This window comes from Thioalkalivibrio paradoxus ARh 1, from assembly GCF_000227685.2.
GTDB lineage: Bacteria > Pseudomonadota > Gammaproteobacteria > Ectothiorhodospirales > Ectothiorhodospiraceae > Thioalkalivibrio > Thioalkalivibrio paradoxus.
The window spans coordinates 3,519,715-3,545,457 of the sequence record NZ_CP007029.1 but is presented as its reverse complement, the minus strand read 5'-3'; the positions used below and the strand labels follow the sequence as shown (position 1 = coordinate 3,545,457).

At 68.7% G+C, this 25,743-nt stretch carries 24 protein-coding genes; 15 read left to right on the top strand and 9 right to left on the bottom strand.

The annotated features are described in order from the left end of the window. The 6 genes from THITH_RS16030 to ccoS all read left to right on the top strand — a co-directional run bounded on the left by THITH_RS16030 (position 1) and on the right by ccoS (position 6,694). Entirely contained in the window at positions 1 to 222 is a 222-nt protein-coding gene (locus THITH_RS16030; RefSeq protein ID WP_006746789.1) for a cbb3-type cytochrome oxidase subunit 3, read from the top strand. Continuing rightward, a complete protein-coding gene (ccoP, locus tag THITH_RS16025) occupies positions 219 to 1,148 on the top strand; it encodes a cytochrome-c oxidase, cbb3-type subunit III (protein WP_006746790.1) in 930 nt (309 codons plus the stop codon). Before THITH_RS16030 ends, ccoP begins: the two co-directional genes overlap by 4 nt. Before the next feature lie 269 nt (positions 1,149 to 1,417). Next, positions 1,418 to 2,818, top strand: a complete 1,401-nt coding sequence (gene ccoG, locus THITH_RS16020) for a cytochrome c oxidase accessory protein CcoG (RefSeq protein ID WP_006746791.1) — start codon at positions 1,418 to 1,420, stop codon at positions 2,816 to 2,818. A gap of 106 nt (positions 2,819 to 2,924) precedes the next feature. Continuing rightward, positions 2,925 to 3,749 carry a FixH family protein gene (locus tag THITH_RS16015; protein ID WP_006746792.1) on the top strand — a complete coding sequence of 275 codons (825 nt, stop codon included), beginning with the start codon at positions 2,925 to 2,927 and terminating at the stop codon, positions 3,747 to 3,749. A gap of 125 nt (positions 3,750 to 3,874) precedes the next feature. Further along, positions 3,875 to 6,427, top strand: coding sequence for a heavy metal translocating P-type ATPase (locus THITH_RS16010; RefSeq protein ID WP_006746793.1), 2,553 nt, complete (start codon positions 3,875 to 3,877; stop codon positions 6,425 to 6,427). A 39-nt stretch (positions 6,428 to 6,466) separates the two neighbouring features. Continuing rightward, complete coding sequence (gene ccoS, locus THITH_RS16005) at positions 6,467 to 6,694, top strand: cbb3-type cytochrome oxidase assembly protein CcoS (RefSeq protein ID WP_025367652.1); 228 nt, start codon at positions 6,467 to 6,469, stop codon at positions 6,692 to 6,694. Between the two features lie 236 nt (positions 6,695 to 6,930). Here the strand turns inward: ccoS and THITH_RS16000 are convergent, their stop codons facing one another. Beyond that, entirely contained in the window at positions 6,931 to 7,410 is a 480-nt protein-coding gene (locus THITH_RS16000; RefSeq protein WP_006746796.1) for a hypothetical protein, read from the bottom strand. After that, positions 7,410 to 8,672 (bottom strand): cysteine desulfurase family protein, encoded by a 1,263-nt coding sequence (locus tag THITH_RS15995; RefSeq protein ID WP_006746797.1) that lies wholly within the window; start codon positions 8,670 to 8,672, stop codon positions 7,410 to 7,412. Before THITH_RS15995 ends, THITH_RS16000 begins: the two co-directional genes overlap by 1 nt. A gap of 104 nt (positions 8,673 to 8,776) precedes the next feature. On the opposite strand from THITH_RS15995, the gene THITH_RS15990 reads away from it, so the two are divergent. After that, positions 8,777 to 9,166, top strand: a complete 390-nt coding sequence (locus THITH_RS15990; protein ID WP_006746798.1) for a hypothetical protein — start codon at positions 8,777 to 8,779, stop codon at positions 9,164 to 9,166. An 81-nt stretch (positions 9,167 to 9,247) separates the two neighbouring features. Here THITH_RS15990 and rpoH read toward each other — a convergent pair whose 3' ends face one another. From rpoH to ftsY, 4 genes are all read right to left on the bottom strand, one after another. Continuing rightward, on the bottom strand, positions 9,248 to 10,111 hold the full coding sequence (gene rpoH / locus THITH_RS15985; RefSeq protein ID WP_006746799.1) for an RNA polymerase sigma factor RpoH: 864 nt from the start codon (positions 10,109 to 10,111) through the stop codon (positions 9,248 to 9,250). A 167-nt stretch (positions 10,112 to 10,278) separates the two neighbouring features. Next, positions 10,279 to 11,205, bottom strand: a complete 927-nt coding sequence (locus tag THITH_RS15980) for a cell division protein FtsX (RefSeq protein ID WP_006746800.1) — start codon at positions 11,203 to 11,205, stop codon at positions 10,279 to 10,281. Further along, positions 11,202 to 11,885, bottom strand: a complete 684-nt coding sequence (gene ftsE, locus THITH_RS15975) for a cell division ATP-binding protein FtsE (protein WP_006746801.1) — start codon at positions 11,883 to 11,885, stop codon at positions 11,202 to 11,204. Before ftsE ends, THITH_RS15980 begins: the two co-directional genes overlap by 4 nt. 19 nt (positions 11,886 to 11,904) lie before the next feature. After that, positions 11,905 to 12,882: a signal recognition particle-docking protein FtsY gene (gene ftsY, locus THITH_RS15970; protein WP_006746802.1), complete on the bottom strand. Its 978-nt coding sequence runs from the start codon at positions 12,880 to 12,882 to the stop codon at positions 11,905 to 11,907. 52 nt (positions 12,883 to 12,934) lie between these two features. On the opposite strand from ftsY, the gene THITH_RS15965 reads away from it, so the two are divergent. The 8 genes from THITH_RS15965 to THITH_RS15930 all read left to right on the top strand — a co-directional run bounded on the left by THITH_RS15965 (position 12,935) and on the right by THITH_RS15930 (position 21,333). Next, positions 12,935 to 14,278, top strand: a complete 1,344-nt coding sequence (locus THITH_RS15965; protein ID WP_006746803.1) for a M16 family metallopeptidase — start codon at positions 12,935 to 12,937, stop codon at positions 14,276 to 14,278. Next, positions 14,275 to 15,624, top strand: a complete 1,350-nt coding sequence (locus THITH_RS15960; protein WP_006746804.1) for a M16 family metallopeptidase — start codon at positions 14,275 to 14,277, stop codon at positions 15,622 to 15,624. The genes THITH_RS15965 and THITH_RS15960 overlap by 4 nt, the downstream gene beginning before the upstream one ends. 36 nt (positions 15,625 to 15,660) lie before the next feature. Next, positions 15,661 to 16,260, top strand: coding sequence for a 16S rRNA (guanine(966)-N(2))-methyltransferase RsmD (gene rsmD / locus THITH_RS15955; protein ID WP_006746805.1), 600 nt, complete (start codon positions 15,661 to 15,663; stop codon positions 16,258 to 16,260). A 235-nt stretch (positions 16,261 to 16,495) separates the two neighbouring features. Further along, positions 16,496 to 16,996 (top strand): hypothetical protein, encoded by a 501-nt coding sequence (locus tag THITH_RS15950; RefSeq protein WP_041483460.1) that lies wholly within the window; start codon positions 16,496 to 16,498, stop codon positions 16,994 to 16,996. Between the two features lie 58 nt (positions 16,997 to 17,054). Further along, the gene (locus tag THITH_RS15945) at positions 17,055 to 18,503 is read left to right on the top strand and encodes a sodium:solute symporter family protein (protein WP_006746807.1); all 1,449 of its coding nucleotides are present in this window, start codon (positions 17,055 to 17,057) and stop codon (positions 18,501 to 18,503) included. 228 nt (positions 18,504 to 18,731) lie between these two features. Next, positions 18,732 to 19,574 (top strand): two-component system response regulator NarL, encoded by an 843-nt coding sequence (gene narL / locus THITH_RS15940; protein WP_006746809.1) that lies wholly within the window; start codon positions 18,732 to 18,734, stop codon positions 19,572 to 19,574. Between the two features lie 111 nt (positions 19,575 to 19,685). Beyond that, a complete protein-coding gene (locus THITH_RS15935; RefSeq protein WP_006746810.1) occupies positions 19,686 to 20,894 on the top strand; it encodes an MFS transporter in 1,209 nt (402 codons plus the stop codon). A gap of 55 nt (positions 20,895 to 20,949) precedes the next feature. Then, entirely contained in the window at positions 20,950 to 21,333 is a 384-nt protein-coding gene (locus tag THITH_RS15930; RefSeq protein ID WP_156925540.1) for a nitrous oxide-stimulated promoter family protein, read from the top strand. A 16-nt stretch (positions 21,334 to 21,349) separates the two neighbouring features. Here THITH_RS15930 and THITH_RS15925 read toward each other — a convergent pair whose 3' ends face one another. The 3 genes from THITH_RS15925 to THITH_RS15915 all read right to left on the bottom strand — a co-directional run bounded on the left by THITH_RS15925 (position 21,350) and on the right by THITH_RS15915 (position 25,653). Continuing rightward, a complete protein-coding gene (locus THITH_RS15925) occupies positions 21,350 to 22,453 on the bottom strand; it encodes a coiled-coil domain-containing protein (RefSeq protein ID WP_006746812.1) in 1,104 nt (367 codons plus the stop codon). A 123-nt stretch (positions 22,454 to 22,576) separates the two neighbouring features. Next, complete coding sequence (locus THITH_RS15920) at positions 22,577 to 23,464, bottom strand: fructosamine kinase family protein (protein ID WP_006746813.1); 888 nt, start codon at positions 23,462 to 23,464, stop codon at positions 22,577 to 22,579. Positions 23,465 to 23,598: 134 nt separating this feature from the next. After that, positions 23,599 to 25,653 carry a transglycosylase SLT domain-containing protein gene (locus THITH_RS15915; RefSeq protein ID WP_006746814.1) on the bottom strand — a complete coding sequence of 685 codons (2,055 nt, stop codon included), beginning with the start codon at positions 25,651 to 25,653 and terminating at the stop codon, positions 23,599 to 23,601. Positions 25,654 to 25,743 lie beyond the last annotated feature (90 nt).

Here is a 25,743-nt window from a genome sequence, read left to right as displayed (position 1 = left end):
ATGGCTGAGTTCTGGAGCTGGATTACCGATCTGGGCAACAGCAAGATCGTGGCGCTGATCCTGTTCATGAGCACGTTCGTCGCGATCGTGATCTACCTGTTTTCGAGCCGCAGGCGTTCCACCCGCTTCGAGTCTTACCGCTACATTCCGCTGGATGACGAGGACTCCCATCTGGATCCGAACGTCTCACCCGGCGACCGCAACAAGGGCGAAAGGTCATGAGCACGAACGAGAAACCGAGCAAGAAGCCGGGCGAGGTCGAGACCACCGGGCACGTCTGGGACGCGAACCTGCAGGAGTACAACAATCCGCTCCCACGATGGTGGCTGTGGGGCTTCTATGCGACCGTGGTGTTCGCCGTGGTGTACTGGATCCTGTACCCGGCCTGGCCGGTCGGTGACTCGTTCACCAAGGGCCTGAACACCGTGACCTTCATGGATGACGGCGAAGAACGCACGATGCACTGGAATACCCGGGCGCTGCTGGCGCGCGACATGCAGGAAGGCAGGCACGCAGTGCGCCAGCGCGAGATGCTGGAGCGGGTGGGTGAGATGGAGTACGCCGCCATCCTGGCCGATGTCGAGGCGATGAGCTTCGTGAATGCCTATGCCAAGGGTTCGTTCGGCACCTGGTGCGCAGCCTGCCACCAGACCGGCGGAGCCGGGGTGATCGGGCAGTACCCGAACCTGCGCAACGACCAGTGGAAGTGGGGCGGGACCGTGGACCAGATCGAGGAAACGCTGGCACAGGGTCGGCTCGGCTACATGCCTGGCTACCGCGAAACACTGAATCGTGAACAGCTGGAGCAGGTCGCGTCGTACGTGCTGTCGCTGAACGGGTACGAGATGGATGCGGATGCCGTGGCCGAAGGCGGCGAGATCTTTACCGGCCCTCTCGGCGGCTGTTTCCAGTGCCACGGGATGGACGCGCAGGGGCTGGCCTCGCAGGGCGCTCCGAACCTCGGCAACAATCTCTGGGCGCTGGTCGACGTGCCCGGGGCGGCCGACGACAACGAGCGCGTCGCCTTGGTGGCGGAGTTCGTGCGCGACGGGATCCAGCGCGAGATGCCGGCCTTCGCCGACCGCCTGTCGCCGACCGAGATCCGGGTGCTGACCGCCTACGTGCATTCGCTGGGCGGAGGGCAGTAAGCGGGCGGCAGGAGTCCGCGCCGCGCGCAACCCGAGCGCGTGGGCGGCGGTTGCGCGCTCTTTCCGGGTCGGCCGCCGCCGCTGTGCGCGGCCGGGCTTGCGACTTCCGCAATGCCGTTGCGTGAACTCGCCGGCGCCGGCGCCGACAGGGCTAGAATGATATCGGGCGTGCGGGTGAGAGGCCGATCCGCCCGTCCGGTTCGTGCTGGCTCCGGAACCTTGTTTGTTGCGGCCCCGTGGCGACGTGCCGCCGTCCCGTCGAGTGCTACATGTCTCAGCCCCTCTATCAGGCGCGCGTACCGATCCATCCCCGTTCGGTCAGCGGCCGGTTCCGGAACCTCAAGTCCGGAATTCTCGTGGTCGCCTACGCGGTCTTTTTCCTGCTGCCCTGGCTGCGCTGGGAACGCGAAGCGGGGCCTTCCCAGGCGGTGCTCTTCGATATTCCCAACCGCCGGTTCTACCTGTTCGACCTGATCGTCTACCCGCAGGACATTTTCTGGCTCGCCGGGCTGCTGATGATCGCGGCGCTGCTGCTGTTCTTCGTCACCGGTCTCGCCGGACGCGTGTTCTGCGGCTATTTCTGTTTCCAGACCCTGTGGACCGACGTCTACATGTTTCTCGAGCGGCGGATCCAGGGCGAGCGCCCGGCGCGAATCCGCCTGTCCAACCAGCCGTGGAACGCCGAAAAGATCCTGAAACTCGGCGCCACCCACGCGTCCTGGCTGCTGGTCGCGTTCGCGACGGGTCTCGGCTTCGTGCTCTATTGGGGCGACGCGCCGACGCTGGTGCGCGACTTCTTTGCCGGTCAAGCGGCCCATGCAGCCTATGTGACCGCAGGGCTGCTGACCCTGACGACGTATACCTTCGCGGGGCTCGCACGCGAGCAGGTCTGTACCTACATGTGCCCGTATGCGCGCTTTCAGTCGGTGATGTTCGACCGGGACACGCTGATCGTGTCCTACGATGATGCGCGCGGGGAAGGCACGGCCGGACGTGCGAAGCCCGCGCGCGATCTTCGGTCCCGGGAACAGCGTCAGCAGGCCGGCGTCGGCGACTGTATCGATTGCGGGTACTGCGTGCAGGTCTGTCCCACGGGCATCGACATCCGCAAGGGACTGCAGATCGAGTGCATCCACTGCGCGCTGTGCATCGACGCCTGCGACGCGATCATGGACCGGCAGGGCTGGCCGCGCGGGCTGATCCGCTATACCTCCGAGAACGCGCTCGAGGGGAACAAGACCCGGTTCCTGAAGCTGAAGACGGTAGGCTACGGCACCGCGATCGTGATCGTCGGCACGTTGCTGGTGCTCAGCGTGCTGCACCGGCCCGAGCTCGATGCAAACGTCAGCCAGGTGCGCCAGCCGCTGTTCGTGCAGATGGCCGACGGCAGCACCCAGAACAGCTACGAGATCGCGCTGAACAACAAGACGCAGCGTCCGCTGGATCTGGAGATCCGGGTGGCCGGTCTCGAGGGCGCGGTACTGGATCTGGGGCGGGTCGAAGAGATCGTGCTCGAACCCAGCCAGCGCACGACTGTGCTGGCGCGGGTACGTTATCATCCGGAGCCTGGCGGCAGCCCGTCGCGGCTGCCGCTGGAATTCGAGATCGTCGACCGCGAGGGGGCGATGGAACCGGTGCGGGTAGGCTCACAGCTGAGCCTGCGTCCCTGATGGCCCCGGCCCCTGGTTTCGCCTCCTGGTCACCGGGGGACGTCGCTGGCACCCCGCGGGCAACGCCGGTATGTTTGCAGGTTACGTTTGTTGGCAGGTCGCTGTGATGGATAATCTGGTCGTCTCTCTCGGGCTCGGGGTCGCGCTGATCGCGGCCCTGTTCTTCGTCATCTACCGCTTCACCCGCATGCGCGGCTATCACACCGCCGGGCTGGTTCTGGCGATCACGATGATCGTGTTCATCCCGCTGTCGGTGCTGAACTGGAGCAGTGCGGACGTGTTCGCGATCCACCTTGCGCTCTACGTGATCGTGCCCTACGGGCTCGGGATCATCACCACCCAGATCGAAGGCGAGCGCGGCCGGAAGGCGACCGGCGGCCGGCTGCACTGGGCGCCGATGATCATCCTCGTGTTCTTCGGCGTGGTGGCCACGGTGAACGCGGTGCTGCTCGCCTGGGCCAACAATGGCATGCCGACCCAGCTCGTCGGGGTGTTCTTGCCCGAGCCCCAGAGCCAGGCGTCGGAAGTCACCTCCGGGTTCCCGGGCACCGTCGCGCGGATCAGCGAGCGCAAGGAGGCGCTGGCGGTCGACCATGTGACCCAGGTGCGCCGGCAGCGGGAACTGGGCTGGCAGGTGCATCAGGGCTGGCGGTCGCGGCCCACTGCCGGCGAACCGGCGCTGTTCCAGGTGCGGGTGCTCGATCGGAACGGCGAACCGATTTCGGATGCGGCGATCGAGGGTGAGTTCATGCGCGTCTCCGACTTCAGCCTGGACCAGACCTTCGCGATGCGGCCGGTCGGTGGCGGGCTCTACGAGGCGCAGGTAGCGCTGCCGGCAGCGGGGCGCTGGGACCTGCTGTTCCGCGTGCAGCGCGGCGACGATGTGCACGAGCAGCAGGCGAGCACCAGCGTCCGTGCCACGCGTGGCTGACCTGCGCTGGCCGGCGCGGCCCGCGCACGCACAGCGCTTGGGGTCGCCCGTGCCGCCGTCATCGGGGGCTGGCCGCGTCCCGGAATGCCGCCTGGCCGGCAGGCATATCTGCGAGGGAGCGGCCGATGACACCTGAGGATCCGCCGTCGGGCCGCGATTCGGCCGATGACTGTTTTCATTGCGGCCTGCCGATTCCCCGCGGCGCGCATTACCCGGTGTCTTTCGAGGGACGGTCACACGAGACCTGCTGCGGCGGTTGTCAGGCGGTCGCCAATGCGATCATCGACAACGGTCTCGGGGGCTATTACCACCACCGTACCGCGCCGGCCGGAAGCCCCGGCGAGCCGCTGATCCCGGATGAATTGCGCGAACTGAAGCTGTTCGACGAGCCCGAAGTGCAGCGGCAGTTCGTGACCGACGAGACCGACCGTGCCTCCGGGCGCGTGCTGCGCGAGGCCTCGCTGATCCTCGAGGGCATCACCTGTGCGGCCTGTGTCTGGCTCAACGAGCGTCATGTCCGGGCGATCCCCGGTGTGTCCGAGTTCGCGGTCAACTACTCGACCCACCGCGCCCGGGTGCGCTGGGATCCGGAGCGGTTGGCGCTGTCCGACATCCTGCAGGCGATCCGCGCGATCGGCTACCGTGCCCATCCCTATGATCCCGGCACGCGGGATCAGGCGTTTCGGCGCGAGCGGCATCTCGCGCTGCGCCGGCTCGCGGTCGCCGGTCTGGGGATGATGCAGGTGATGATGCTGGCGGTGGCGCTCTGGCTGGGCGCCGGCGACGAGACCCATGCCGACCTGCTGCAGTTCATGCGCTGGGTGGCGGCGGGGCTGACCACGCCGGTGGTGTTCTACTCGGCGCTGCCGTTCTTCCAGAGCGCCTGGCGCGATCTGCGGCAGCGCCAACTCGGGATGGACGTGCCGGTCAGCCTGGCGATCGCGAGCACCTATGCTGCGAGCGTCTATTCGGTGGTGCTGGGCACCGGCGAGCACGTCTATTTCGAGTCGGTGGCGATGTTCGTGTTCTTCCTGTTGACCAGCCGCTATCTCGAACTGATGGCACGGCAGCGCTCGAGTCAGGCGATCGACCGGCTCGACCGGCTGATCCCCGCGCTCGCCGTGCGCATCGACGCCAGCGGTCGCGACGAACAGGTTCCGGTCGCGCAACTCGTGCCCGGCGACCGGGTGCGCGTGCGTCCGGGCGAACCGCTGCCTGCGGATGGCGTGGTCGACGAAGGCGAATCGACGGTGAACCAGGCGTTGTTGACGGGCGAACCCGAACCCTGTCCGCGCCGGACCGGGGACCCCGTCACCGGCGGCACGGTCAACGTGGACAGCCCGCTGGTGGTGCGGGTCACCCGCGTCGGTGCCGAGACCACGCTGGCGGCGATCCAGCGACTGCTCGATCGCGCGCAGACGGAAAAGCCGCGGCTCGCCCGCTTGGCGGAGAAGGGCACCGGCCATTTCGTCGCGGCGGTGCTGATCCTGACCGCGCTGGTGGGCCTGACCTGGTATCTCTGGATCGCGCCCGATCGGGCCTTCTGGGTGGTCGTCGCAATGCTGGTCGCGACCTGCCCGTGTGCGCTGGCGCTGGCGACCCCGGTGGCGATCACGACGACCACCGGTGTGCTGTCGCGGATGGGACTGCTGCTGACCCGCGGCCAGGCGATCGAGGACCTGGCGCGTGCCCGGGTGTTCTGCTTCGACAAGACCGGTACGCTGACGATCGGCCACCCGGAATGGATCGGCACGCAGGTGCTCGCCCCGGGCTGGAACGAGCAAACGCTGCTCGCGGCGGCGGCCGCGCTGGAGCGTCATTCGGAGCATCCGCTGGCGCGGGCGCTGGTCCGCGCCGCCGGTGACCGGGAACTGCCCGAGGTGCACGAGCTGCTCAACTCGCCGGGCCGAGGGTTGGCAGGCCGTGTCGGCGGACACGAGATCCGGGTCGGGACGCCGCAATTCGTCGGCCTGGATCGGGTGCCTGACGACGTGCGGCCGCCGCCGGCGAACGGGCATGCCACCGCGGTCTGGATGGCCCGCGACGGCCAGGTGCTGGGCGTGTTCTGGTTTGCCGACCCCCCGAGGCCGCAGATGGAGCAGACTGTGCAGGAGCTGCGGGAGTTGGGACTCGCGGTGGTGCTGTTGTCGGGAGACCGTCCCGAAGCGGTCGCCGCGTTTGCCGCCCGTGCCGGTATCGAGGAGGCTCATGGCGGCATGACGCCCGAGGACAAGGTCGCCTACGTGCGTGCGCGCCAGGCTGACGGCGAGATCGTGGTGATGGCCGGTGAGGGGATCAACGATGCACCCGTGCTCGCGGGTGCCGACATCTCGCTCGCGATGGGCAGCGGAACGCGGATCGCGCAGACCCAATCGGACCTGGTACTGATGTCCGACCGGCTGGAGGCGATCCCGGCTGCGGTGCAGCAGGCCCGTCGCACCTTGCGGATCGTGCGCCAGAATATCGCCTGGGCGGTGGGTTACAACGCGTTGGCGCTACCAGTGGCCGCCACCGGACTGCTGACTCCATGGCTCGCCGCATTGGGCATGTCGCTGAGTTCGCTGCTGGTGGTCGGCAATGCGCTGCGGCTGCGCCAGGTGGATCAGGAGCAGTCGGCGGGATCGCGCATCCAGCCGGCGCAGCACGCCGCGGTGGTCCGCGCGGCACGCGACGGCTGACCCTGGCCATTGTCGCCGGGGTCCGGCTACACTGTCGGCATGGAAGTTCTGTACCTGCTGATTCCGCTGGCGATGATCTTTGTGGTCATCGTGGGTTTCGCGTTGTTCTGGGCGATTCGTTCAGGCCAGTACGAGGACATGGAAGGTCCGGCGTACCGGATCCTGATGGACGACGACGACCCGCTGATTCCCGGTAACGAGTCCCGCGACGATCGAGCGAAACGCGATCCCGACGGCGAGGGCCAAGGCGGCGATCGGGATCGCTGACGCGGCGGGAGGTGTCGCGATGCCGAACGCGGTCGCGGTGCAAGGACGGCGGTACCGCTTTCCGGCCGCTTTCCTTGCTTCCGGATGGCCATCCGCATACCCTTTCGACCCAAGCCACAGCCGAGATTGCCCGCGATGCGCGACTGGTTCACTTTCGACAATCTGCCCCTGACGCTGATCATCATTCTGGTCATCGTATCCTGGCTGAGTTTCTTCTCGGTGATCCTGTTCGGCGGCTAGTCGGCTTCGCCGGGTTCCTCCCCCGGCGCTTCCAACGATCGCGGCGCGTCTCGCCCCAGGAGATGCCCCAGAAGCTGCCGGGAGCGATCGGCGATGAACGCCTTCGACAGCTTTCGCTCGCCCAGCAGCAGGCGACGCTGCATGGGTTCGTCCAGGTAGACCAGCTGCGCCGGCGACGGGTCGAAGGCCCGGCCGAGGCTGATGCGCAGGATGCGGCCGAGGTTGATCCCGCGGCCGTCGTCGAGCAGCACGAAATGGGGTGCGAGGCCGCGCACAGGGTCCGGACGCGGGAAGTCGAGCACGTCGAGCAGCACCTGGCCGCGTCCGGTCTGGCGAACCGCGAGCTGGGTGTCGGAGGCGTCGAGTTCGACCAGGTAGACGGTCTGCCCCACCGCAGCGCGCAGGCGTTCGAGTTGCCGCGCATAGGCCGCGGACGGCCAGAGCTCCCCCGGACGATGGATCCCCGGATCCCGCATCAGCGGACCGCGGTCCTCCCGTCGGGGCGATTGCGCAGCTCGCCGGCGTGCCGAGTCTTCCAGGGTTCGCGGATCAGCCGTTCCGCTACCTCGGTGATTTCGTCATCGGTGGTGTCCCGTCCGAGGCTGAACCGCACCGTACCCTGTCCGATTTCGGGGGGTACCCCCATCGCGCGCAATACCGGTGAAAGCTCGATGACTCCGGAATGGCAGGCCGAACCGGTCGAGGCGGCTACGCCATCGAGCGCGGCCAGCACCTCGGACCCGGTCACGCCCGCGAACGACACACTCAGCGTGTTCGGCAGCATCGCGTCCCGGGCGCCGTGGAACACCACCCGTTCCCCCATCGCCGCGGCGAGCGAGTCGCGCAGCCGGTCTCGCAGCTCTCGAACCCGTTCGATCGGTTCGAGATCCCGCGCCAGCTCGGCGGCGGCGCCGAGCGCGGCCGCGAGCAGCGCACTCTCGGTGCCGGCCCGGAGGCCCCGTTCGTGGCCTGCGCCGTGAATCAGCGGTTCCAGCGCGGTGCCTGTGCGCAGGTACAGGGCGCCGACCCCCTTGGGGGCCTGGAACTTGTGGCCGGCCACGCTCAGCAGGTCCACCCCGAGGTCGTCGACCCGGGTCGCGATTTTGCCGACCGACTGGGCTGCATCGGTATGGAACGGGACGCCGTGCTCGCGCGCGATCGCAGCGCACTCGGCGATCGGCTGCACGCTGCCGACCTCGTTGTTGGCGTGCATCACGCTCACCAGTAGCGTGTCGGTGGTGATCGCGCAGCGTAGATCCTCCGGATCGATGCGCCCGGTCGGATCCACCGGCAGCCGGACGATCCGCACGCCCAGGGACTCGAGGAAGCGGCACGGTTCGGTGATCGCGGGGTGTTCCACGGCGGTGGTGATGATCTGGGCGCGAGTCGGCCGGCGGGCGAAGTACAACCCTTTCAACGCGAGGTTATTCGCCTCGCTTCCGCCGCTGGTGAACACGATCTCCTCCGGCGCGCAGCCCAGCAGCTCGGCCACTTGGCGGCGCCCGGTCTCGACGGCCGCGCGGGCGGGCCGCCCCGCCCAGTGCGGGCTGGATGGGTTGCCGAAAGCATCGCGGATCAGATCCTGCATCACCCGGGCCACCGGGGCCGCGATCGGCGTGCTGGCGTTGTGGTCGAGATAGATCCTGCGCATGTCCCAAGGATAGCAGTTCGCCCGGCTGGCCCCGGAGCGGTTGCGGGTCGCCGGTGTCTCGGGTGGTGCGCCGCCGATCCGACTCATGCCCTACCGCTGCGCTGCCGGCATCCACGGGCTTGCGATCGCGGTGCGGCTGACCGAACCTGCGCAGGGGCGCCGCGATCGGCGCCGTTCGGAGGTGTCCTGGAATGAATCCGTTCGATCTTCGATGGCTCTGGCAGGCGGTTCGCGGGCGCAGCCTGACGCTCGCGCTGGTGTTCCTGCTGGCGCTGCTGGGGATGTCCGCGCCTGATCTGCTGCGCCGGGTGCTGGACCCGCTCGGCCTGGCCGGGTGGTTGGCCTGGATCGCACCGGCCATTGCGCTGTGGATCCTGGTGCGCCTCGAGCCGATCGTGATTCCCTCCGAACAGGTCCGGCAACGGCTGGCGTTGGCGGTGGTGCTCGGCGCGCTGACCTTGGTGTGGGCGATGCGCGGGGGCGACGAACACGCTGCGCAGCGGTCCGATCCGCTGCCGGTCGCGTCGCCCGGTGTCGCCGACGCGCGGCTGGGCGCGGCGCGTGGCCAGACCCTGGTGTGACGTCCGGCCCCGGCGCGGCCGGTGTGCCGCCGCGCCGGGGGCGCAGCCGGGGACGCTGCCTGGGGTCGTCGGCTGGGGGCGCTATGCCGCCAGGGTTTCGCGCAGGGAGCGGATCGCGCGGTTTTCGATCTGGCGGATGCGCTCGGCGGACACGCCGTATTCGGCCGCCAGCTGGTGCAGCGTGGCCTTCGGTTCGCTCAGGTAACGCCGCGTCAGGATGTCGCGCGTGCGTGCATCCAGCGCATTCAGCGACTCGCGGAGCCGGGACTGGAAGTGGCGGTTCCAGTCGGCATCTTCCGTGACTTGCGCCGGATCGTGCTCCGGACTGCCGGCCAAGTGCTCGGCCGGTACCCGGTGTTCCCGGTCTTCGTCGTCTTCCGGCGCCGGGTCGAAACTGGTATCCCGGCTCGACAATCGGCTCTCCATCTCCAGCACGTCGCTTTCGGACACCCCCAGATCCCGGGCGACCGCGGTGACCTCGCCGGGATTCAGCCAGCCCAGGCGCTGCTTGGCCTGACGGAGGTTGAAGAACAGCTTGCGCTGCGCCTTGGTCGTCGCCACCTTCACGATCCGCCAGTTGCGCAGAATGAATTCGTGGATCTCGGCGCGGATCCAGTGAACCGCGAACGAGACCAGTCGCACGCCCTGCTCGGGATCGAAGCGGCGCACCGCCTTCATCAGGCCGACATTGCCTTCCTGAATCAGGTCGCCCAGCGGCAGGCCGTAGCCCAGGTAGCCGCGGGCCACGTGGACGACGAACCGCAGATTGTGCAGGATCAGTTGCCGTGCCGCGTCCAGATCCTGCCGGTCGCGTAGCGCGCGCGCCAGACGCTGCTCTTCCTGCGCGTCGAGGACCTCGATGCGGCTGACGGCGGCGATATAGTGATCCAGATTGCCGACTGGGACCGGCATGTCCACGGGCTTGCGCACCAATGCTTGGCTCATGTAGGTCTCCCCTGAGAAGAATATTGCTTGCGGCTGATTCTAGCAGTCTGCCGATTGGAGTGCTAAAGGCGGGAGGGGTTCCCGGCAGGCCGCGGGGGGATGCCTGCGGACGGGCACGGCCAGCGGCTGCCGCAGAGGCCAGTGTACGGAACGGCGCGGTCCTTCAGTCAGTCGTGCAGCGCGGCGCCGCTGCCAAGCCTCGCGCCCAGCCAGCCGAGCAGCGCGCCGGCGCCGGTCAGCAGCGCGGCCAGTTGCAGTTGCGGTCCGACGAATACCAGCGGCAGCCCGAACACGCCGGCGGCTTCCTCCACCGGGAGCCGGGTCAACCCGACGCCGATCCATAGCAAAGCGTAGCTGAAGAGCCCGCCACCCAGTCCGATCGTCAGTCCGCCATACAGCGACGGCCGGCGCAGGAACCGGTCCGTGGCGCCGGTGATGCGCGAGATCGAGATTTCTTCGCGCCGCTCCCGCAATTCGGCGGCGGATGCCACCGCGAGGATCAGGGTGATTCCGAGCCCGAGCAGTCCCGCGATCACCAGCAGGATTCGGAGTCCCGCGCCGTGCAGCGCCTCGAGCTGGCGCACCCACTCGTGATCGCTGATCAGCATGGCGTCGGGCAGCCGCTCCGCGAGCCGGGTTTCCAGCGCCTGCACCGCCTCCGGGGTATGCTGCAGCGGCACCACCTCGATGATGGCCGGCAGCGGGTTGGCGTCGAGCCAGTCGAGCAATGCCGGGTCCGGGAGGCTGGCACGGTACGCGTCGAGCGCCTGGTCCGCTCCGGTGGCGTCGACCTGCGCGATGCCCTCCAGGTCGCCGACCTGCTCGACCTTGGCGGCCAGCTCTGCCGCGCCGACGTCGTCCAGATACAGCGCGATCCGCGGTTCGTGATCGAGGTCGGCGGACAGGGCCCGGGCGTTTTCCAGCAGCAGCCAGAGATACGCGGGCAAGGCCAGGATGAAGCCCAGCACCGCGATCATGATCAGCGTCTGCACCGGCGCGCTCAGACGGCGCCGGGACGACCGGATCGCCGCGTCGGCGTGGTTGTGCAGCCAGGCTTCGAAACAACCCGCGCGTTCGCTGCCGTCCTTCTTCATGCCGGGCTCGCCGCACGGGGGGCGTGGCGGGCCTCGATGCGTCCGTGCTCCAGGTGCAGCATCGGCTTGCGCAGGGCCGAGATCAGTTCGAGGTTGTGGCTCGCGATCAATGCGGTCACGCCGACGCGATTGAAGTCGAGGAACAGCTGCATGATCTCGCGCGACAGCGCCGGATCCAGGTTGCCCGTGGGCTCGTCCGCCAGCAACAGCGCCGGCCGGTGCACAATCGCCCGGGCAATCCCCACCCGCTGCTGCTCGCCCGCCGACAGCGTCTGCGGCTCCGCGCCTTCCTTGTGCAACAACCCGACCTTGTCGAGCGCCGCGCGGACCCGCTTGCGGGCTTCCGCGCGGCGGTATCCGAGGATCTCCAGTGGCAGCGCGACGTTCGCGTGCACCGGGCGGTCGAACAGCAGCCGATGATCCTGAAACACCAGCCCGATACTGCGACGGAACTGCGGCTCACGGCTCTTGGGGAGGGTAGCGAGATCCTGGTCGTTGACCAGGATCCGGCCGCGGGTCGGTCGTTCGAGCCTTGCGATCAGCCGCAGCAGCGTGCTCTTGCCGGCGCCCGATGGGCCGGTGACGAACGCGAGCGCACCCTCGTCCACGCGCAGGCTGACGTTGTGCAGCGCCTCCGCGCCCCCGTCGAAGCGCTTGGTCACCCGCTGCAGCCGGATCATGGACACGGGTGATCGGGGCTCAGTCGTCGCCGCGGTTCAGCAGCGCCCGGACGAACGCACGGGCGTCGAACAGCTGCAGATCCTCGGCCTTCTCGCCGACCCCGATGAAGCGGACCGGGATTCCCATCTGTTCGGCCAGCGCGAACAGCACGCCGCCCTTCGCGGTGCCGTCGAGCTTGGTCACCACCAGCCCGGTGACGCCCAGCGCCTCGTGAAACTGCCGGACCTGGTTGATCGCGTTCTGGCCGGTACCGCCGTCGACGACCATCAACACCTCGTTCGGCGCGTCCGGGTCGAGGCGGCCCATCACCCGGCGCACCTTGCGGATTTCGTCCATCAGGTTGTGCTGGGTGTGCAGCCGTCCGGCGGTATCGGCGATCATCACATCGATCCGGCGGGACTGGGCGGCCTGCAGCGCGTCGAAGACGACCGACGCGGAATCGGCGCCGGTGCCCTGCGCGATCACCGGAACTCCGTTGCGCTCGCCCCAGGTCTGCAGCTGTTCCACCGCGGCTGCGCGGAAGGTGTCGCCGGCAGCCAGCAGCACGGAAAAGCCGTCGGCCTGCAGGTGATGGGCCAGCTTGCCGATGGTCGTGGTCTTGCCGGCGCCGTTGATGCCGACGACCAGGATCGAGAACGGCTTCCCCGGGGGGGGCTCGATGCGCAGCGGTTTCTGGACCGGCTCCAGGATCTCGGTCATCGCCTGTTCCAGCGCCTGTAGCAGCGCATCGCCGTCCTTGAGTTCGCCGCGCTTCACTGCGCGCGTGATCCGGTCCATGATGCGCTGGGTCGCGTCGACGCCGACGTCCGCGAGCAGCAGCCGCTCCTCGAGTTCCTCGAACAGGCTGTCGTCGATCTTGCGGCGGAACAGTTCGCCGATGTCGGTGTTCAGGACCCGGCCGGTCTTCGCGAGACCCTTGCGCAGGCGATCGAACAGGCCGGCGCGGCTCGGGGCGTCCGCCGGTGGGGCAGGGTCTTTTTTTCGGAAACCGAACATCGTGTCCGTGGTCAAGGGCTAAGGTTCGGCAATGCTATCACGAGGTTCACGCATGATGAGACGGCTATTCGAGGCACTGTCCGGTGCCCTGCTGGTATTTGCGCTCGTTCCAGGTGCTACGGCCGAGCAGGTGGTCGAACACCGGCTGGAAAACGGCCTGACCGTGCTGGTTCAGCAGGACTCGCGGGCCCCGGTGGTGACCCACCAGGTCTGGTACCGGGTCGGGTCGATGGACGAGCACAGCGGCATCACCGGTATCTCCCACATGCTCGAGCACATGATGTTCAAGGGCAGCGAACAGTACCCGCCCGGCGAGTTCTCGCGCATCGTGTCGCGGCTGGGAGGGCGGGAGAACGCGTTCACCGGGCGCGATTACACCGGGTATTTCCAGGTGCTCGGGAACGAGCACTGGGAAAAGGTGATGGCGATGGAGGCTGAACGCATGCATGCATTGCAGCTCACCGAGGAGGAATTCCGGCCCGAACGCCGCGTGGTCATCGAGGAACGCCGGCTGAGGACCGAGGACCGCCCGAACTCGCTGCTCCACGAGCAGTTCATGGCGACCGCGTTTTTCAACCATCCCTACGGTCACCCGATCATCGGCTGGATGACCGATATCGACGCGTATACGCTCGACGATCTGCAGGCCTGGTACGACTCCTGGTACGCGCCGAACAACGCGGTCGTGGTCGTCGTCGGCGATGTCGATCCCGACGCGGTGATCGCCGCGGCCGAGCGCCATTTCGGCGACATTCCGGCGCGCGAACTGCCGGCGCGCAAGCCCCGGATCGAGACCCCGCAGCGGGGCGAGCGCCGGGTCACATTGCAGGCGCCGGCGGAACTGCCCTACCTGCTGATGGGTTGGAAGACGCCGGTGCTGAAGACGCTCGACGACCCCGCCGACGCCTACGCGCTGATCGTCGCCGCCGGCGTGCTCGACTCCGGCGACGCGTCGCGCTTTGCGCGCGGGCTGGTGCGCGGCCGGGAAATCGCCAGCAGCACTTCGGCTCGCTACAGCGCGTTCAGCCGGCTGGATTCGCTGTTCACCGTCGCGGCAGTGCCGGCCGGGGGCACCGACATCGACGCCCTCGAGGCGGCGCTGCTGGCTGAAATCGAGCGGTTGAAGGAAGAGCCGATCGAAGATTCCGAACTGCAGCGCGTGCAGGCCCGGGTGATTGCCTCGGAGATCTTTCAGAAAGACTCGATCCGGGCACAGGCATTCGAGTTGGGGATGCTGCAGACCGTCGGGCTGGGCTGGCAGGTCGCCGAGGAATACGTCGACCGGATCCGGGCGGTCACCGCCGAGGACGTGCAGCGCGTCGCGCGCGAGTATCTGGTCCCGGAGCGTCGCACCGTCGGCGTGCTGGACCCGCTGCCGATCGGGGGTGAGGCATGAGCCGCCGTACATGGATCGCCGCGCCCGCCACGGGGCGCTGCCTGCGATGGCCGGGTCTCGGCCTGTTCGCTGCCTTCGCGCTGTGGTTCGCCCCCGCGCTGCAGGCGGTCGAGATCGAGCGTTGGGACGCCGCCGGCGGGATGCGCGTGCTCTACGCGCCCGCCGCCGGCCTGCCCATGGTCGACGTCCGGCTGACCTTCGACGCCGGCGCTGCGCGGGACGGAGACCGCCACGGGCTTGCGCGCCTGACCAACGAGGCGCTGACCTACGGCACGGAGGCGATGGATGCCGACGCGCTGGCCGAGCGCTTCGAGTCGGTCGGTGCCCGCTTCAGCACCAGCGCCGCACGGGACATGGGCATTGTGAGCCTGCGCACGCTGACCGAGCCGGACTGGATGGCCGAGGCGATCGACACCCTGACCGAACTGCTGGCGGCCCCCGCGTTCCCGGAGGACGATCTGGCGCGCGGGCGCAGGCAGCTGCTGCAGGCGCTGCAGCGCGAGCGCCAGGAGCCGGGATCGGTGGCCAGCCGCCGTTTCTACCAGCTGATGTACCCCGGCCACCCGTACGCCAACCCGACGCTCGGCGACGAGGCCACGCTGCCGACGCTGACCCGCGACGAAGTCGACGCTTTCTTCCGCCAGTACTACACCGCCGGCAACGCGGTGCTGGCGCTGACCGGCGCGATCAGCCGCGACGAGGCCGAGGCGCTGGCCGACCGCATCGCCGCGGCGCTGCCGCAGGGCGAGCGTGCGCCGGAACTGCCCCCGGTCCCGCAGCTCGAGGGTCCGGTGACCGAGCGGATCGGGTTCCCGTCGGAGCAGGCGCACATCTTCATCGGTGCCCCGGCACTGCGGCGCGACGACCCCGACTACTACGCGCTCACTGTCGCGAACCACGTGCTGGGTGGCGGCGGCTTCACCTCCCGGCTCTTCGACGAGGTCCGTACCCGCCGCGGGCTCGCGTATTCGGTCTACAGCGCCTATCGGCCAATGGCGGCCGAGGGTCCGTTCCTGATCGGAATGCAGACCGGCCGGGACCAGACCGACGAGGCCATCGAGGTGCTGCGCGAGGAGCTGCTGCGCTACCACCGCGATGGGGTCACGCCGGACGAGCTCGAGGCCTCCCAGGCCAATATCACCGGCAGTTTCCCGCTACGGCTGGCATCGAACAGCGACATCGTGCAGAACCTGGGCATGCTCGGGTTCTACGACCTGCCGCTGGACTACCTGAGCGGCCACAATGAGCGCATCGACGCGGTGACGGTGGACGACGTGCATCAGGCGCTGCAGCGCCGGCTGCGCCCGGACGCGCTGGTCACGGTCGTGGTCGGCGGCGAGGACTGAAGTCCCGGTGCGCGATTCGCGTCGCGGAATCGGCCGGTGAGCCGCAGGGCTCGGGGGGCTGCGCCGGCCGGTCGTCCGGCCCGTGTGCGGATCATCGGCGGCGCCTGGCGCCGGCGCTGGCTGCCGGTGGCCCCGGTTCCGGGGTTGCGGCCCAGCGCCGACGCGCAGCGCGAGACCCTGTTCAACTGGCTGCAGCCGGAGATTCCCGGCGCCGCGGTGCTGGACCTGTTTTCCGGCACCGGGGCGCTGGGACTCGAGGCTGCGTCGCGCGGTGCCCGATTCGTGCTGCTGGTCGAGCGCAATCCGGTTGCGCTGCGCCAGTTGCGTGACAGCGTGGCGCTGCTCGCTGCCGAGCAGGTGGGCGTGCATCCGGGCGATGCCCAACGGCTGCTGGACCAGGGCTGCCAGGCGGCCGGCGGAATGCCGTTCGACCTCGTGTTCCTGGACCCGCCGTTCGGCGCGGGCCGGGTGGGCCCGGCATTGCAGGCGCTGCGGGAGGGCGGCTGGCTGGCACCGCGGGCGCTGGTGTATGTGGAACAGGAGGCGGCACTGCCTGCCCCGGAAGGCTGGGAAATCCTGCGCGAGCGCGTGGGCGGCCAGGCCCGGGGCCTGCTGCTGCGGGTGCCGGAAGCCTGATCCGCCGGGTACGGCCGCGGCGGTTTGCGGCCGCCTGGAACGCCGGTGCGCCGTTGCCGCTTGGCCCCGCGAGCCTTGACCCTTCCCCGGTGCCGGGTCTAGGGTAGTGCGAAAACGACCCGACGCGCGCCCCCCTGTCTGGGCCGGCACGAGCGTTCCCGCGCACGACACGGGGTCCCGGCCGCAGCCCCCCGCCAACCCGCCGTTCGTCCGGCGCGCGTCCAAGGAGAGTCTCTTGACCCAGTCGAGTCCGGAGCCCCGTTGTTTGCGTCGCCCTGCTGCCGGAGTCTGCGCCGTCGTGCTGCTGGCGCTGGTCGCAGGATCCCCGGCCGCTGGGGCTGGCGCAGCCGCCCCCGAGATCAGCAGCTCGGCCGAGCTGGCGCGGGCCGGCTATTACCAGCTGCGCTGGGTGCTGGACGAAGCCGACGTCGCCCGCTACCGGGTGGAAGAGGACAGCGATCCCGGTTTCCCGGATCCGGTCGCATTGTACGAGGGCGCCGACCGCGCGACCGTGGTCAGCGGCCGCAGCGACGGCATTTTCCATTACCGCGCGCGGGCGACGCTCGCCGACGGCAGCGAGTCTGCCTGGAGCGAAACGCTGACGGTGGAAGTCGCGCACCATCCCCGCGCGCAGGCCTTCGGGATCTTCACCGTCGGCGGCCTGGTGTTCCTCGCGACCGCGGGCCTGATCGTCGCCGGAACGCGCGCCGAACGGCGCAGGGAACGGCAGCGGTGATCCCGGTGCCGGGAGCCCCATCGATGCCCATTCCGGCCGCTGCCCGCGGAGCATTGTGATGAGAGTCCAGGAAACCGCCATCCTCGAGCCCAGTCAGGCCTGGTTGCTGATCGCGCTGTTCACCGCGCTCTACGTCGGCCTGGGCTGGTATTTCGGCCGGCGCGACAAGGAGCTCGACCAGTTCGTGCTCGCGGGGCGCAAGGTTGGGCTCGCGGTCGGCACCGCGACCGCGATGGCGACCTGGGTGACCAGCAACACCACGATGATGGCGCCGCAGCTCGCGTACCAGATGGGCATCTGGGGCATGATCGGCTATTCGCTCGGTTCGGTCGGCCTGCTGCTGTTCGCGCCGCTGGCCCGGCGCATCCGCACGCTGATGCCCCACGGCTACACCAGCGGCGACTTCGTGCGCCTGCGCTACGGGCACCTGGCCTGGCGCATCTTTCTGGCCATCTCGCTGTTCTACAGCCTCGGCTGGCTGGTCAGCCTGGGCATGGCCGGCGGCGTGCTGACGCACGCGCTTTCCGGCATTCCCTACTGGCAGGGGATGACGGTGATTCTCGCTGCCTGCGTGGCCTACACGCTGATCGGTGGGTTCCGCGCGGTCATCGGCACCGACTTCATCCAGTCGATCCTGATCCTGGTCGGGCTGGTCGTGCTGGCCTGGATGGTGATCGGCGGGATCGGTTTCGACGAGATCCACTTCAGTCTGGAACTCGAGCGCCCGGAACTGCTGGCCCTGTTGATGCCGGCGGCGATCATGTTCCTGTTCAACAACCTGTTGTTCGGGATCGGCGAGATCTTCCACTCGAATGTCTGGTGGACCCGCGCCTACTCGTTCCGGGAAGGCGTCGGCATGTGGGCCTACCTGCTCGCGGGGCTGTTCTGGGCGCCGATTCCGATCGTCGCCGGGTTCATTGCGCTGGCGGGGCCGGCGCTGGGGGCGAACATCCCGGCCGCGGACATGGTCGGGCCGATCGTCGCCTCGGAGCTGCTCGGCGTCGCGGGTGCGGTGATCGTGCTGGTGATGGTGTTCGCGGCGCTTGCGTCCAGCCTCGACTCGCTGCTCGCGGCCACCGCGATGCTGGTCGTGCGGGACATCTACCATCGGCATTTCCGGCCGATGGCGTCGGCTGCGCATCTGCGCAGCGCGACCAAGGTCACGATCCTGCTGCTTGGCGTGCTGGCCTGGCTGCTGTGCCTGCCGCGGATCACCACGCTGGCGGAACTGCTGCATTTCACCGGGGCCTTCGTTGCCAGCACCATCTGGCCGATCGCGGCCGGGTTGTACTGGCGGCGCACGAACCGTCTCGGCGCTTCGGCGGCCATGGTGCTCGGGAGCGCGGCCGGCATCACCGCGTATTTCCAGATCGGCTTCTATGTCGGGGCCTTGGTGGGGGCCGCGGTATCGATGGTGATCGTGCTGCTGACCACCTGGTTGCGGCCGCAGGACTTCGACTGGGAGCGCCTGCGCGAGCCGCCGCCCGACAACGGACAGGGGGGCTGAGATGGCTTCGGAAACCTTTCTGGCCTTGCTCGTCACCAGCGCCACCGTGATCACCACGCTGTCGATCCTGGTGCTCCTCGGCCTGCTCGTGCGCGACTGGATCAAGAAAACGCTCTGGTAACAGGCCGGCCGCACGGAGATTCGGCGCGCCGCGCTGCTTGACGAAAGTCAAGGACACCCGCCGGCCGCCGGCGCACCCTCGACCCATCGGTAGACGATGGGTGTGCGATGGCTTTGAACAACCCGAGCTTCGTTTCCGGGGTCGGGCGCGGCGGATCCCGTCCCGCGGCTCTGCAGGGCGGATGGCAGTCGCTGTCGCGGCGGTCGGCTCCAACGCGTGCGCTGGTGGTCGACGATCACCCGCTGTTCCGCAGGGGGGCGCGGGATCTGATGGAGACGAGCGGGGCCTTCCGGATCGTCGGCGAGGCGGGTTCCGGGAGCGAGGGACTCGATCTTGCGCTGGATCTCGGACCGGACCTGGTGCTGCTGGACCTGAGGCTGCCGGACATGGAAGGGCCGGCTGCACTGCGCCGAATGCGCGAGGCTGGCGTTCAGGCGCGGGTGGCGATCGTCACGGTGTCGGACGCCCCGGACGATCTGGCGGCCGCGCTGCGCGCGGGCGCCGACGGTTATCTGCTGAAGAGCACGGCTCCGGATTGCCTGCTGGCGCAACTGCGCCGGATTGCGGCCGGCCACACGGTGCTGGGCGATGGGTTGGGGGAGTCGTTGGCGCAGGCGATTCGGAAGGACCGCCGCTGCGAGGCGCTGGACCGGGCCGGTCTGACCGACCGCGAAAAGGAGATTCTCGACCAGATCGCACTCGGTCTGAGCAACAAGGAGATCGCGCGCCAGCTCGGAATCGCCGATTCGACCGTGAAGGTGCACGTGAAGCATCTGTTGAAGAAGCTGAACCTGCATTCGCGCGTGGAGGCCGCCCTGTGGTGCATTCAGCACGGTCGCCATCGCGATCCAGCCGCCGCCCGCTCTGGCGGTGGTGTTCCGCAGCGGGCGAGAACCGCTGAAGTGTTACCGTCGCTGACACCAGGCCGCGAGGTTCGCCGCCAGCGTTGACCATGCGACTTCGGTCGGGATCGTGGCCGGCCCCTGAGCTCAGGGCCCCCCTTTGTGCTGCGGCGTCGGACGCGGCATGCTGCGCAGCATCACGCCTGCCGGACACGGAGAATGACCAGGATCTGGCCCATTGCGCTGGGTATCTACCTGTTGATGCTGCCGGTCACCGCGATGGTGCCGCTGCTGTATGCGTTGACCGAGGGACGCTACCCCGGACTGTCGGATCTGGAGCGCCACCTGTTCATGTCTGCGCATATGGCCGGGGCGCTGCTGTTCGCGGTTGTCGCCGGTTTGCTGTCCGACCGGCTCGGCGCGCGCAAGCGGCTGATCGTGCCGGCGCTGTTCGTGAACGGCGGCGTGCTGCTGCTGATGGCATGGCCCTGGCCCTACGAGATGCAGCTCGCGCTGCGTTTCGTCGAGGGCTGCGCGCACATGACCGTGCTGAGTCTGGCGATGACGCTCGCGGCCGATCGGGCGCCCGGCGGTCGCGAAGGCGGGGCGATGGGGCTGGTCGGCGCGGCGCTGAGCCTGGGCGTGGCCAGCGGCGCAGTGTTCGGCGGGTTTGTCGGTGCCGAGACACCGGAAGCGGTCTTCCTCTGGGGTGGGGGGCTGATGCTCGCGGCTGGCGTCGCCGGCGTTTGGATCCTGCGGGATGCGCCGCTGCTTCAGGCGCCACAACGCCTGCAGCAAATGCTGCAGTTGGCGCTGCAGCGGCGCGCGCTCCTGGTGCCCTACGCGTTCACCTTCGTCGATCGGCTGACGGTCGGCTTCATCATCTCCACCGTATCGCTGTACTTCGCCACCGTTCTGGCGTTCGACCCGGCACGGATCGGGCTGTCGATGGCCGCGTTCCTGCTGCCGTTCGCGCTGCTGACGTATCCCGCGGGGTTGCTGTGCCAGCGCCGGGATCCGGTAGTGTTGATGGCGGTGGGCAGCCTGCTCTACGGTCTGTTCCTGGCCGGGCTGGGGTTCGCATCCGCCCAGGCGGTGGTTCCGGTCATGGCGCTGGGGGGCGTGGTGGCCGCGATGATGTTCGCGCCGTCGCTGGTGTTGGTCACCCGGCTGGCCGATCCGGCACAGCGCGCGACCGCGATGGGCGGGTTCCACCTCGCCGGCTCGCTCGGCTTCATGCTGGGGCCGCTGGTGGGGGTCGGGGCCGTTGCGCTGCTGCGTGCACTGGGCTGGGAACCCTGGCCCGGGGTCTTCCTGCTCGTCGGCGCGCTGGAGGCGCTGTGCGTGCTGGTCTGCCTGCCCTGGCTGCTACGCTTGCATCGCTCCGGTATGTCGGCCCCGGCAGCGGCCCGGACACAGGCCGGCTGATGCCGCGCGCGATGCGACGGCCCGAGGCTGAGCGATGAACCGTTCGGAGCGTCCGATGACCGGGGAACTGCCGTCGACGCCGCGTCTGCAGCGCGAGTATCGCACCATCGAGAGTATGCTGCGGATCTGGTGTGCCGACCGTCATGGGGCGGTTGGCCGCTCCGATGGCCTTTGTGCCGAGTGTCAGGAACTGCTCGCCTATGCAGGACGGCGGCTCGCAAAGTGCCCGTACGGCGAACAGAAACCGACGTGTGCGAAATGCCCGGTGCACTGCTACAAGCGCGCGCAGCGGGAACAGGTGCGGCAGGTGATGTGCTACGCGGGCCCGCGGATGCTGTGGCGCCATCCCTGGCAGGCATTGCTGCACATGCTGGACAAGCTGCGGCGGGTCGAACACCCGCTGGCCCGGCGCCGCCGCAAGCACCGGTCCGGCCACTGACTGCCCGCCTTCAGGTTCAGGAAGCGGGCTTGCCCTCGCTGTCCTCGGTGGGAGCGGGTTCCGTCTCGGGTTCCGCTTCCGTCTCGATGGTCTGGCCCGGGCGCAGTTCCTGTCCGTCGACGACGCGCCGGTCCTCGCCCGCCAGCTTCAGAATCGTCTCGCGGTCGCGCCGGTCCTGGATCGCGTCGAAGAACGAGTATTCGCCGTTCGTGACTGCGCGGGACGTTTCGTCGAGCTCGTTGGCGAGTTCCTGCACGCTCCGGATCACCCGGATCAGGCGCTCGCCCGACTTCGAGAGCGAGAAGGTGTTGTTGCGTTTGGCTTCCTTGATGCTTTCGTTGAGTTCGCGGATGGTGTCCTGCAGGGTGCGGTTTTCGTCGCGCAGGCCGGCCGCGGCTTCGTCGAGCTGCCGGATCCGGGTTTCCAGGCGCTGGATCTCGGCGTCTTTCGCCGCCCGCTGGTCTTCCAGCTTCCGTTCGGCTTCGGCCGCCTGCCGTTCGCGGATCCCTTCCTGCTCGCTGCGCAGTGCCGCCGCGGCTTGCGCATATTCGCCTTTCAGCGTTTCCAGGTTCGCCTTCTGCTCTTCGCGCAGTGCCGCGAGTGCGCGCCCGTGTTCGTCGCGGAGGACTTGCACGTTGCGGTCCATCTCGGCCCGGGCCTCGCGGGTCTCGGCGGCGTGCTGCTCGTTCAGGTCGTTCACCGTCTTCTCGTGCTGCTCGCGCAATTGCGCAAGCTGCCCCTCGTAGTCGCTGCGCAGCTCCTTCACGTTCGCGATGTTGGCCTCGTTCAACCGCTGGACCAGGGCGTCGTGCTCCTCGGTCAGGTGCTGGATTTCGGCCGCGTGTTCGGAACGCAGCGTCTCGATCTCCCGGGCGTGCCTGGTCTTCAGCCGGTCGCGTTCCTCGGCGTGGCTCTCGCGCAGCCGGCTGAGCGTCTCGGCGTAGTCGGCTTCCAGATCGGCCACCGTCCGGGAATGCGCGTTGTTCGTCGCCTGCAGCGTCTCCTCGGCCCGGCGCGCCTCCAGGCCTCTGCCGAGTGCGAAGCCCAGCACCGCGCCGATCAGTGCCAGCAGGATGGCTACGATGACCACCTCGGGTTGGAGCAAGACCGCGAAATCCATGATGTCGACCTCGGTTGGATGATGGCAGGGCTGGGGCTTCCGAACGGTGCCGGCAGCACCCGGCCGGGATTCGACGGTAACCCTAGCACCGGTTCCGGGAAATTGCTCGCGCGGTCGCTGCGATCAGCGCAGCTGCGCCAGGAGCCCCAGTGCCATGCGTTCGGCCTGCATCGCGTAGCCGCCGCCGAACAGGTTGAAGTGGTTCAGGATGTGGTAGAGGTTGTAGAGTTCCCGGCGCACGGGATAGCCGGGATCGAGCGGCATGTGCTCGTTGTAGGCGGCGAAGAAATCGGTCCCGGGGTGCCCGAAAAGCTCCATCATCGCAATGTCCGCCTCGCGGTCGCCGTAGTAGACGGCCGGGTCGAACAGCGCCGGCGAGCCGTCGGGCAGAAAGCCCCAGTTGCCGCTCCAGAGATCACCGTGCAGCAGCGAGGGCATCGGGCGGTAGTCGGTGAAGAAGCCGCCGAGTTCCTGTTCGAGTTCGGCGACCGCGTCGAGCAGCGCGCGGTGCGCCCCGTTCTGACCTGCGAGCTGGCGCTGATGGGCCAGACGCTGTTCCCGGAAGAACTCGGCCCAGTCGTCGGTGCGGGGGGCGTTCGGCTGCGGCGTGCTGCCGATGAAGTTGTCCATCTGCCACCCGAATTCCCGGGCCGTGATCCGGTGCAATGCGGCGACTCCCTCGCCGAGCCTGGCACCGTCGGCAGGCCCGCCGAGTTCCAGGTGTTCGAGTACGAGGAAACAGGCGGTGCCCTCGGCCACCACGCCCAGGGCACCGGGGATACGCAGATCGCTGCAGCGCGCCAGTTCGGTCAGGCCGGCCGCCTCGGCTTTGAACATCGGCCGGAGGCGCAGCTGGTTCCGCTTCACGAAAAACCGCCGCCCGTCGCGGCCTGCGAGCACGAATCCCTGGCTGATCGAGCCTCCGCCGGCCCCGCGCGGGCGGCTCGCATCGAAGGGCTGGCCGGTCTGGGTCGCGATCAGGTTGCTGACGGCTTCGATCCAGGGTTCCATCGAGGGTTTCCGTATGCCCTTCTGCCGGGGCCGGCCGGCGTGAAACGGAGTCGCCAAAGGCAATTCACGAACATTGCCGAAAGCGACGGGAGAGCGAGGCGCTTTCGCGTGCTTCCACGTTCCTCCGCGGCCTGCTAGTGGCAGCGTGCGTTGGTGTACCCAGGTGCATCGCAGAAGTCCCGGGTCGCGGCCAGGGTCGCGCCGGTGATTCCCCGGCCGGCGAGGTGGCTCTCCCGCGCCAGCGCCAACTGTTCCGTGGGCGTTACCGGGTACAGCAGGGTTTGCAGTGAGGGGGGTGTCATCCCGAGCCGGACCGCGTAGATGATCCGGTACGCGAACACCCGCTGAATGTAGTCCCGGGTTTCGTGGAACGGGATCAGTTCGGCCCAGATATCCGGGTCCATTCGGCCCTGCTCGGGCAGCCAGGATCGCACGCGGTGCGCGCCTGCGTTGTAGGCCGCGGTCGACAGCAGGCTGTGGCCGCCGAAGTTGTCGAGATTGCGCTTCAGGTAGTAGGTGCCGAGGCGTGCATTGTTCGAAGGGTTCAGGATGTCGTGGTTGTTGCGCACCCGGACGCCCGCCGCGTTGGCGACCGAGCGGCCGGTGGCGGGCATGACTTGCATGATGCCCAGCGCGCCGGCGCCCGAGCGCACGTCGTGCAGAAAGGCGCTTTCCTGCCGGGCGATCGCCATCGCCCACGCGGGATCGATTTCCCGCTCCCGGGCGCCCTCGACGATCAGGTCGGCAAAGGCCAGCGGGAAGCGCAGATCGATGTCGTCCCAGCTGCGTGCGCGGGCAGCCGTGAAGATCGCGCGGTCATGCCAGCCCCAGTCGGCGAACAGGCGTGCGGCGGCCTCCTGGTCGCCGGGGGGCAATGCGTCGATGCGGTGCGACCACTCGCGGCGGGCTTCCGGATAGCGGTCCAGCAACACCAGTTCGCGCATGCGCTGGATCGCCGGATCCTGCGCCACGCGCTCCACGGCGCTTGCTGGAACCACCGTCGGCGCGTGCCCGATCCGGTACGGCACGCCAAGCCGGTCGGCGGCCAGGAAACCGTAGAAATTGCGTTCCTGGGCAGCGGCGCGGTAGTTCTGCATGGCCTCGTCGTCCCGGCCCAGCTGTTCCGCGGCGCGGGCACGCCAGTACTGCCAGCGCGCCTCTGCCGCCGCGTCGGTGCTCATCGCATCGACCGCCGCGAGCACCGTGTTCCAGTCGCGGTCTCGCAGCGCCGAGCGCAGCTGCCACTGGCGCAGCTGGTCGTCGAAGACCGCGTCCGGCAGGCCGGCCATGAAGGGCAGGGCCTCGGGGCGGCCGCGCAACGCCAGGCGCAGCGCCAGCGCGTGAAGAATGCGGTGCTGGTGGTCGGTCTCGAGCCCGAGCCGGTCGCCGTGGCTTTGCCACGCGGCGAGCGCGCCATCGAGATCCCGTGGGATCAGGCGCAGGAAGGCACGCTCCAGCATCCGGCCGGCGGAGCGGTGGGCGCCGGCATCGAATCCCGCGCGGGTCACCCGCGCCGGATCGGCCTCCAGCTGCAGCCAGCGGTCCGCCCACGCCCGGTCATCGGTGCCGAGGTAGCGGCGCAGATAGCGGGCAAGGCCGGTCTGGCCGGCGTCGATCGCGAGTTCCAAACGCTGCCACGCGAGTTCCGGGGTCAGTCGGCCTTCGGCGCGCCAAGCATCGAACACCGGGTCGCAGGCCTGTGGCTGCGAATGCCCGTGCAGCCAGATGGCGTCGACCTCCGCCAGCGCCTCCTGACGCTGCCCGGTGTTCAGCAGCGCCTGCTTGCGAAAACAGGTCAGTTCGGTGGACAGCCCGTCGCCGTCCCCGGCGAAGCGCAGGAAGTCGCGCCACTGGCCTTCCTGTGCCAGGTGGTTCAGGTAGCTGTTGCGCAGCATTCCCGCCAGCGGGGTCTCGCCGTGCCGTTCCAGGAAGTCCGCGACGTCCCCGGGATCCGGCCTTCCGAGGTTGCGCGCCAGGCGCCGGTACTCGAGGTAGGGCAGCAGAGGGTAGTCGCCGAGAGCTGTCCGCGTGGCCTCGAACGCGCGCCCGTCGTCTTGGTTCAATGCACGTTCCGCGAGCAGGAACAGGCTGCGCTCGACGGTGAAGTCGCGCTCGATCGGCCCCGCGGTCGCGGCGCTCAGGGTCAGGACAAGAGCAAGGGCAGCAACAACAGGCGCGCCGATTCGCATCGCGAACACTCCCTATGGGGGAACCCTGAAGATCGCTTCATGTTCCTCAAGTTTGTCGGCTAATGCAATGGTCAGGAAGAAAAAATCGTG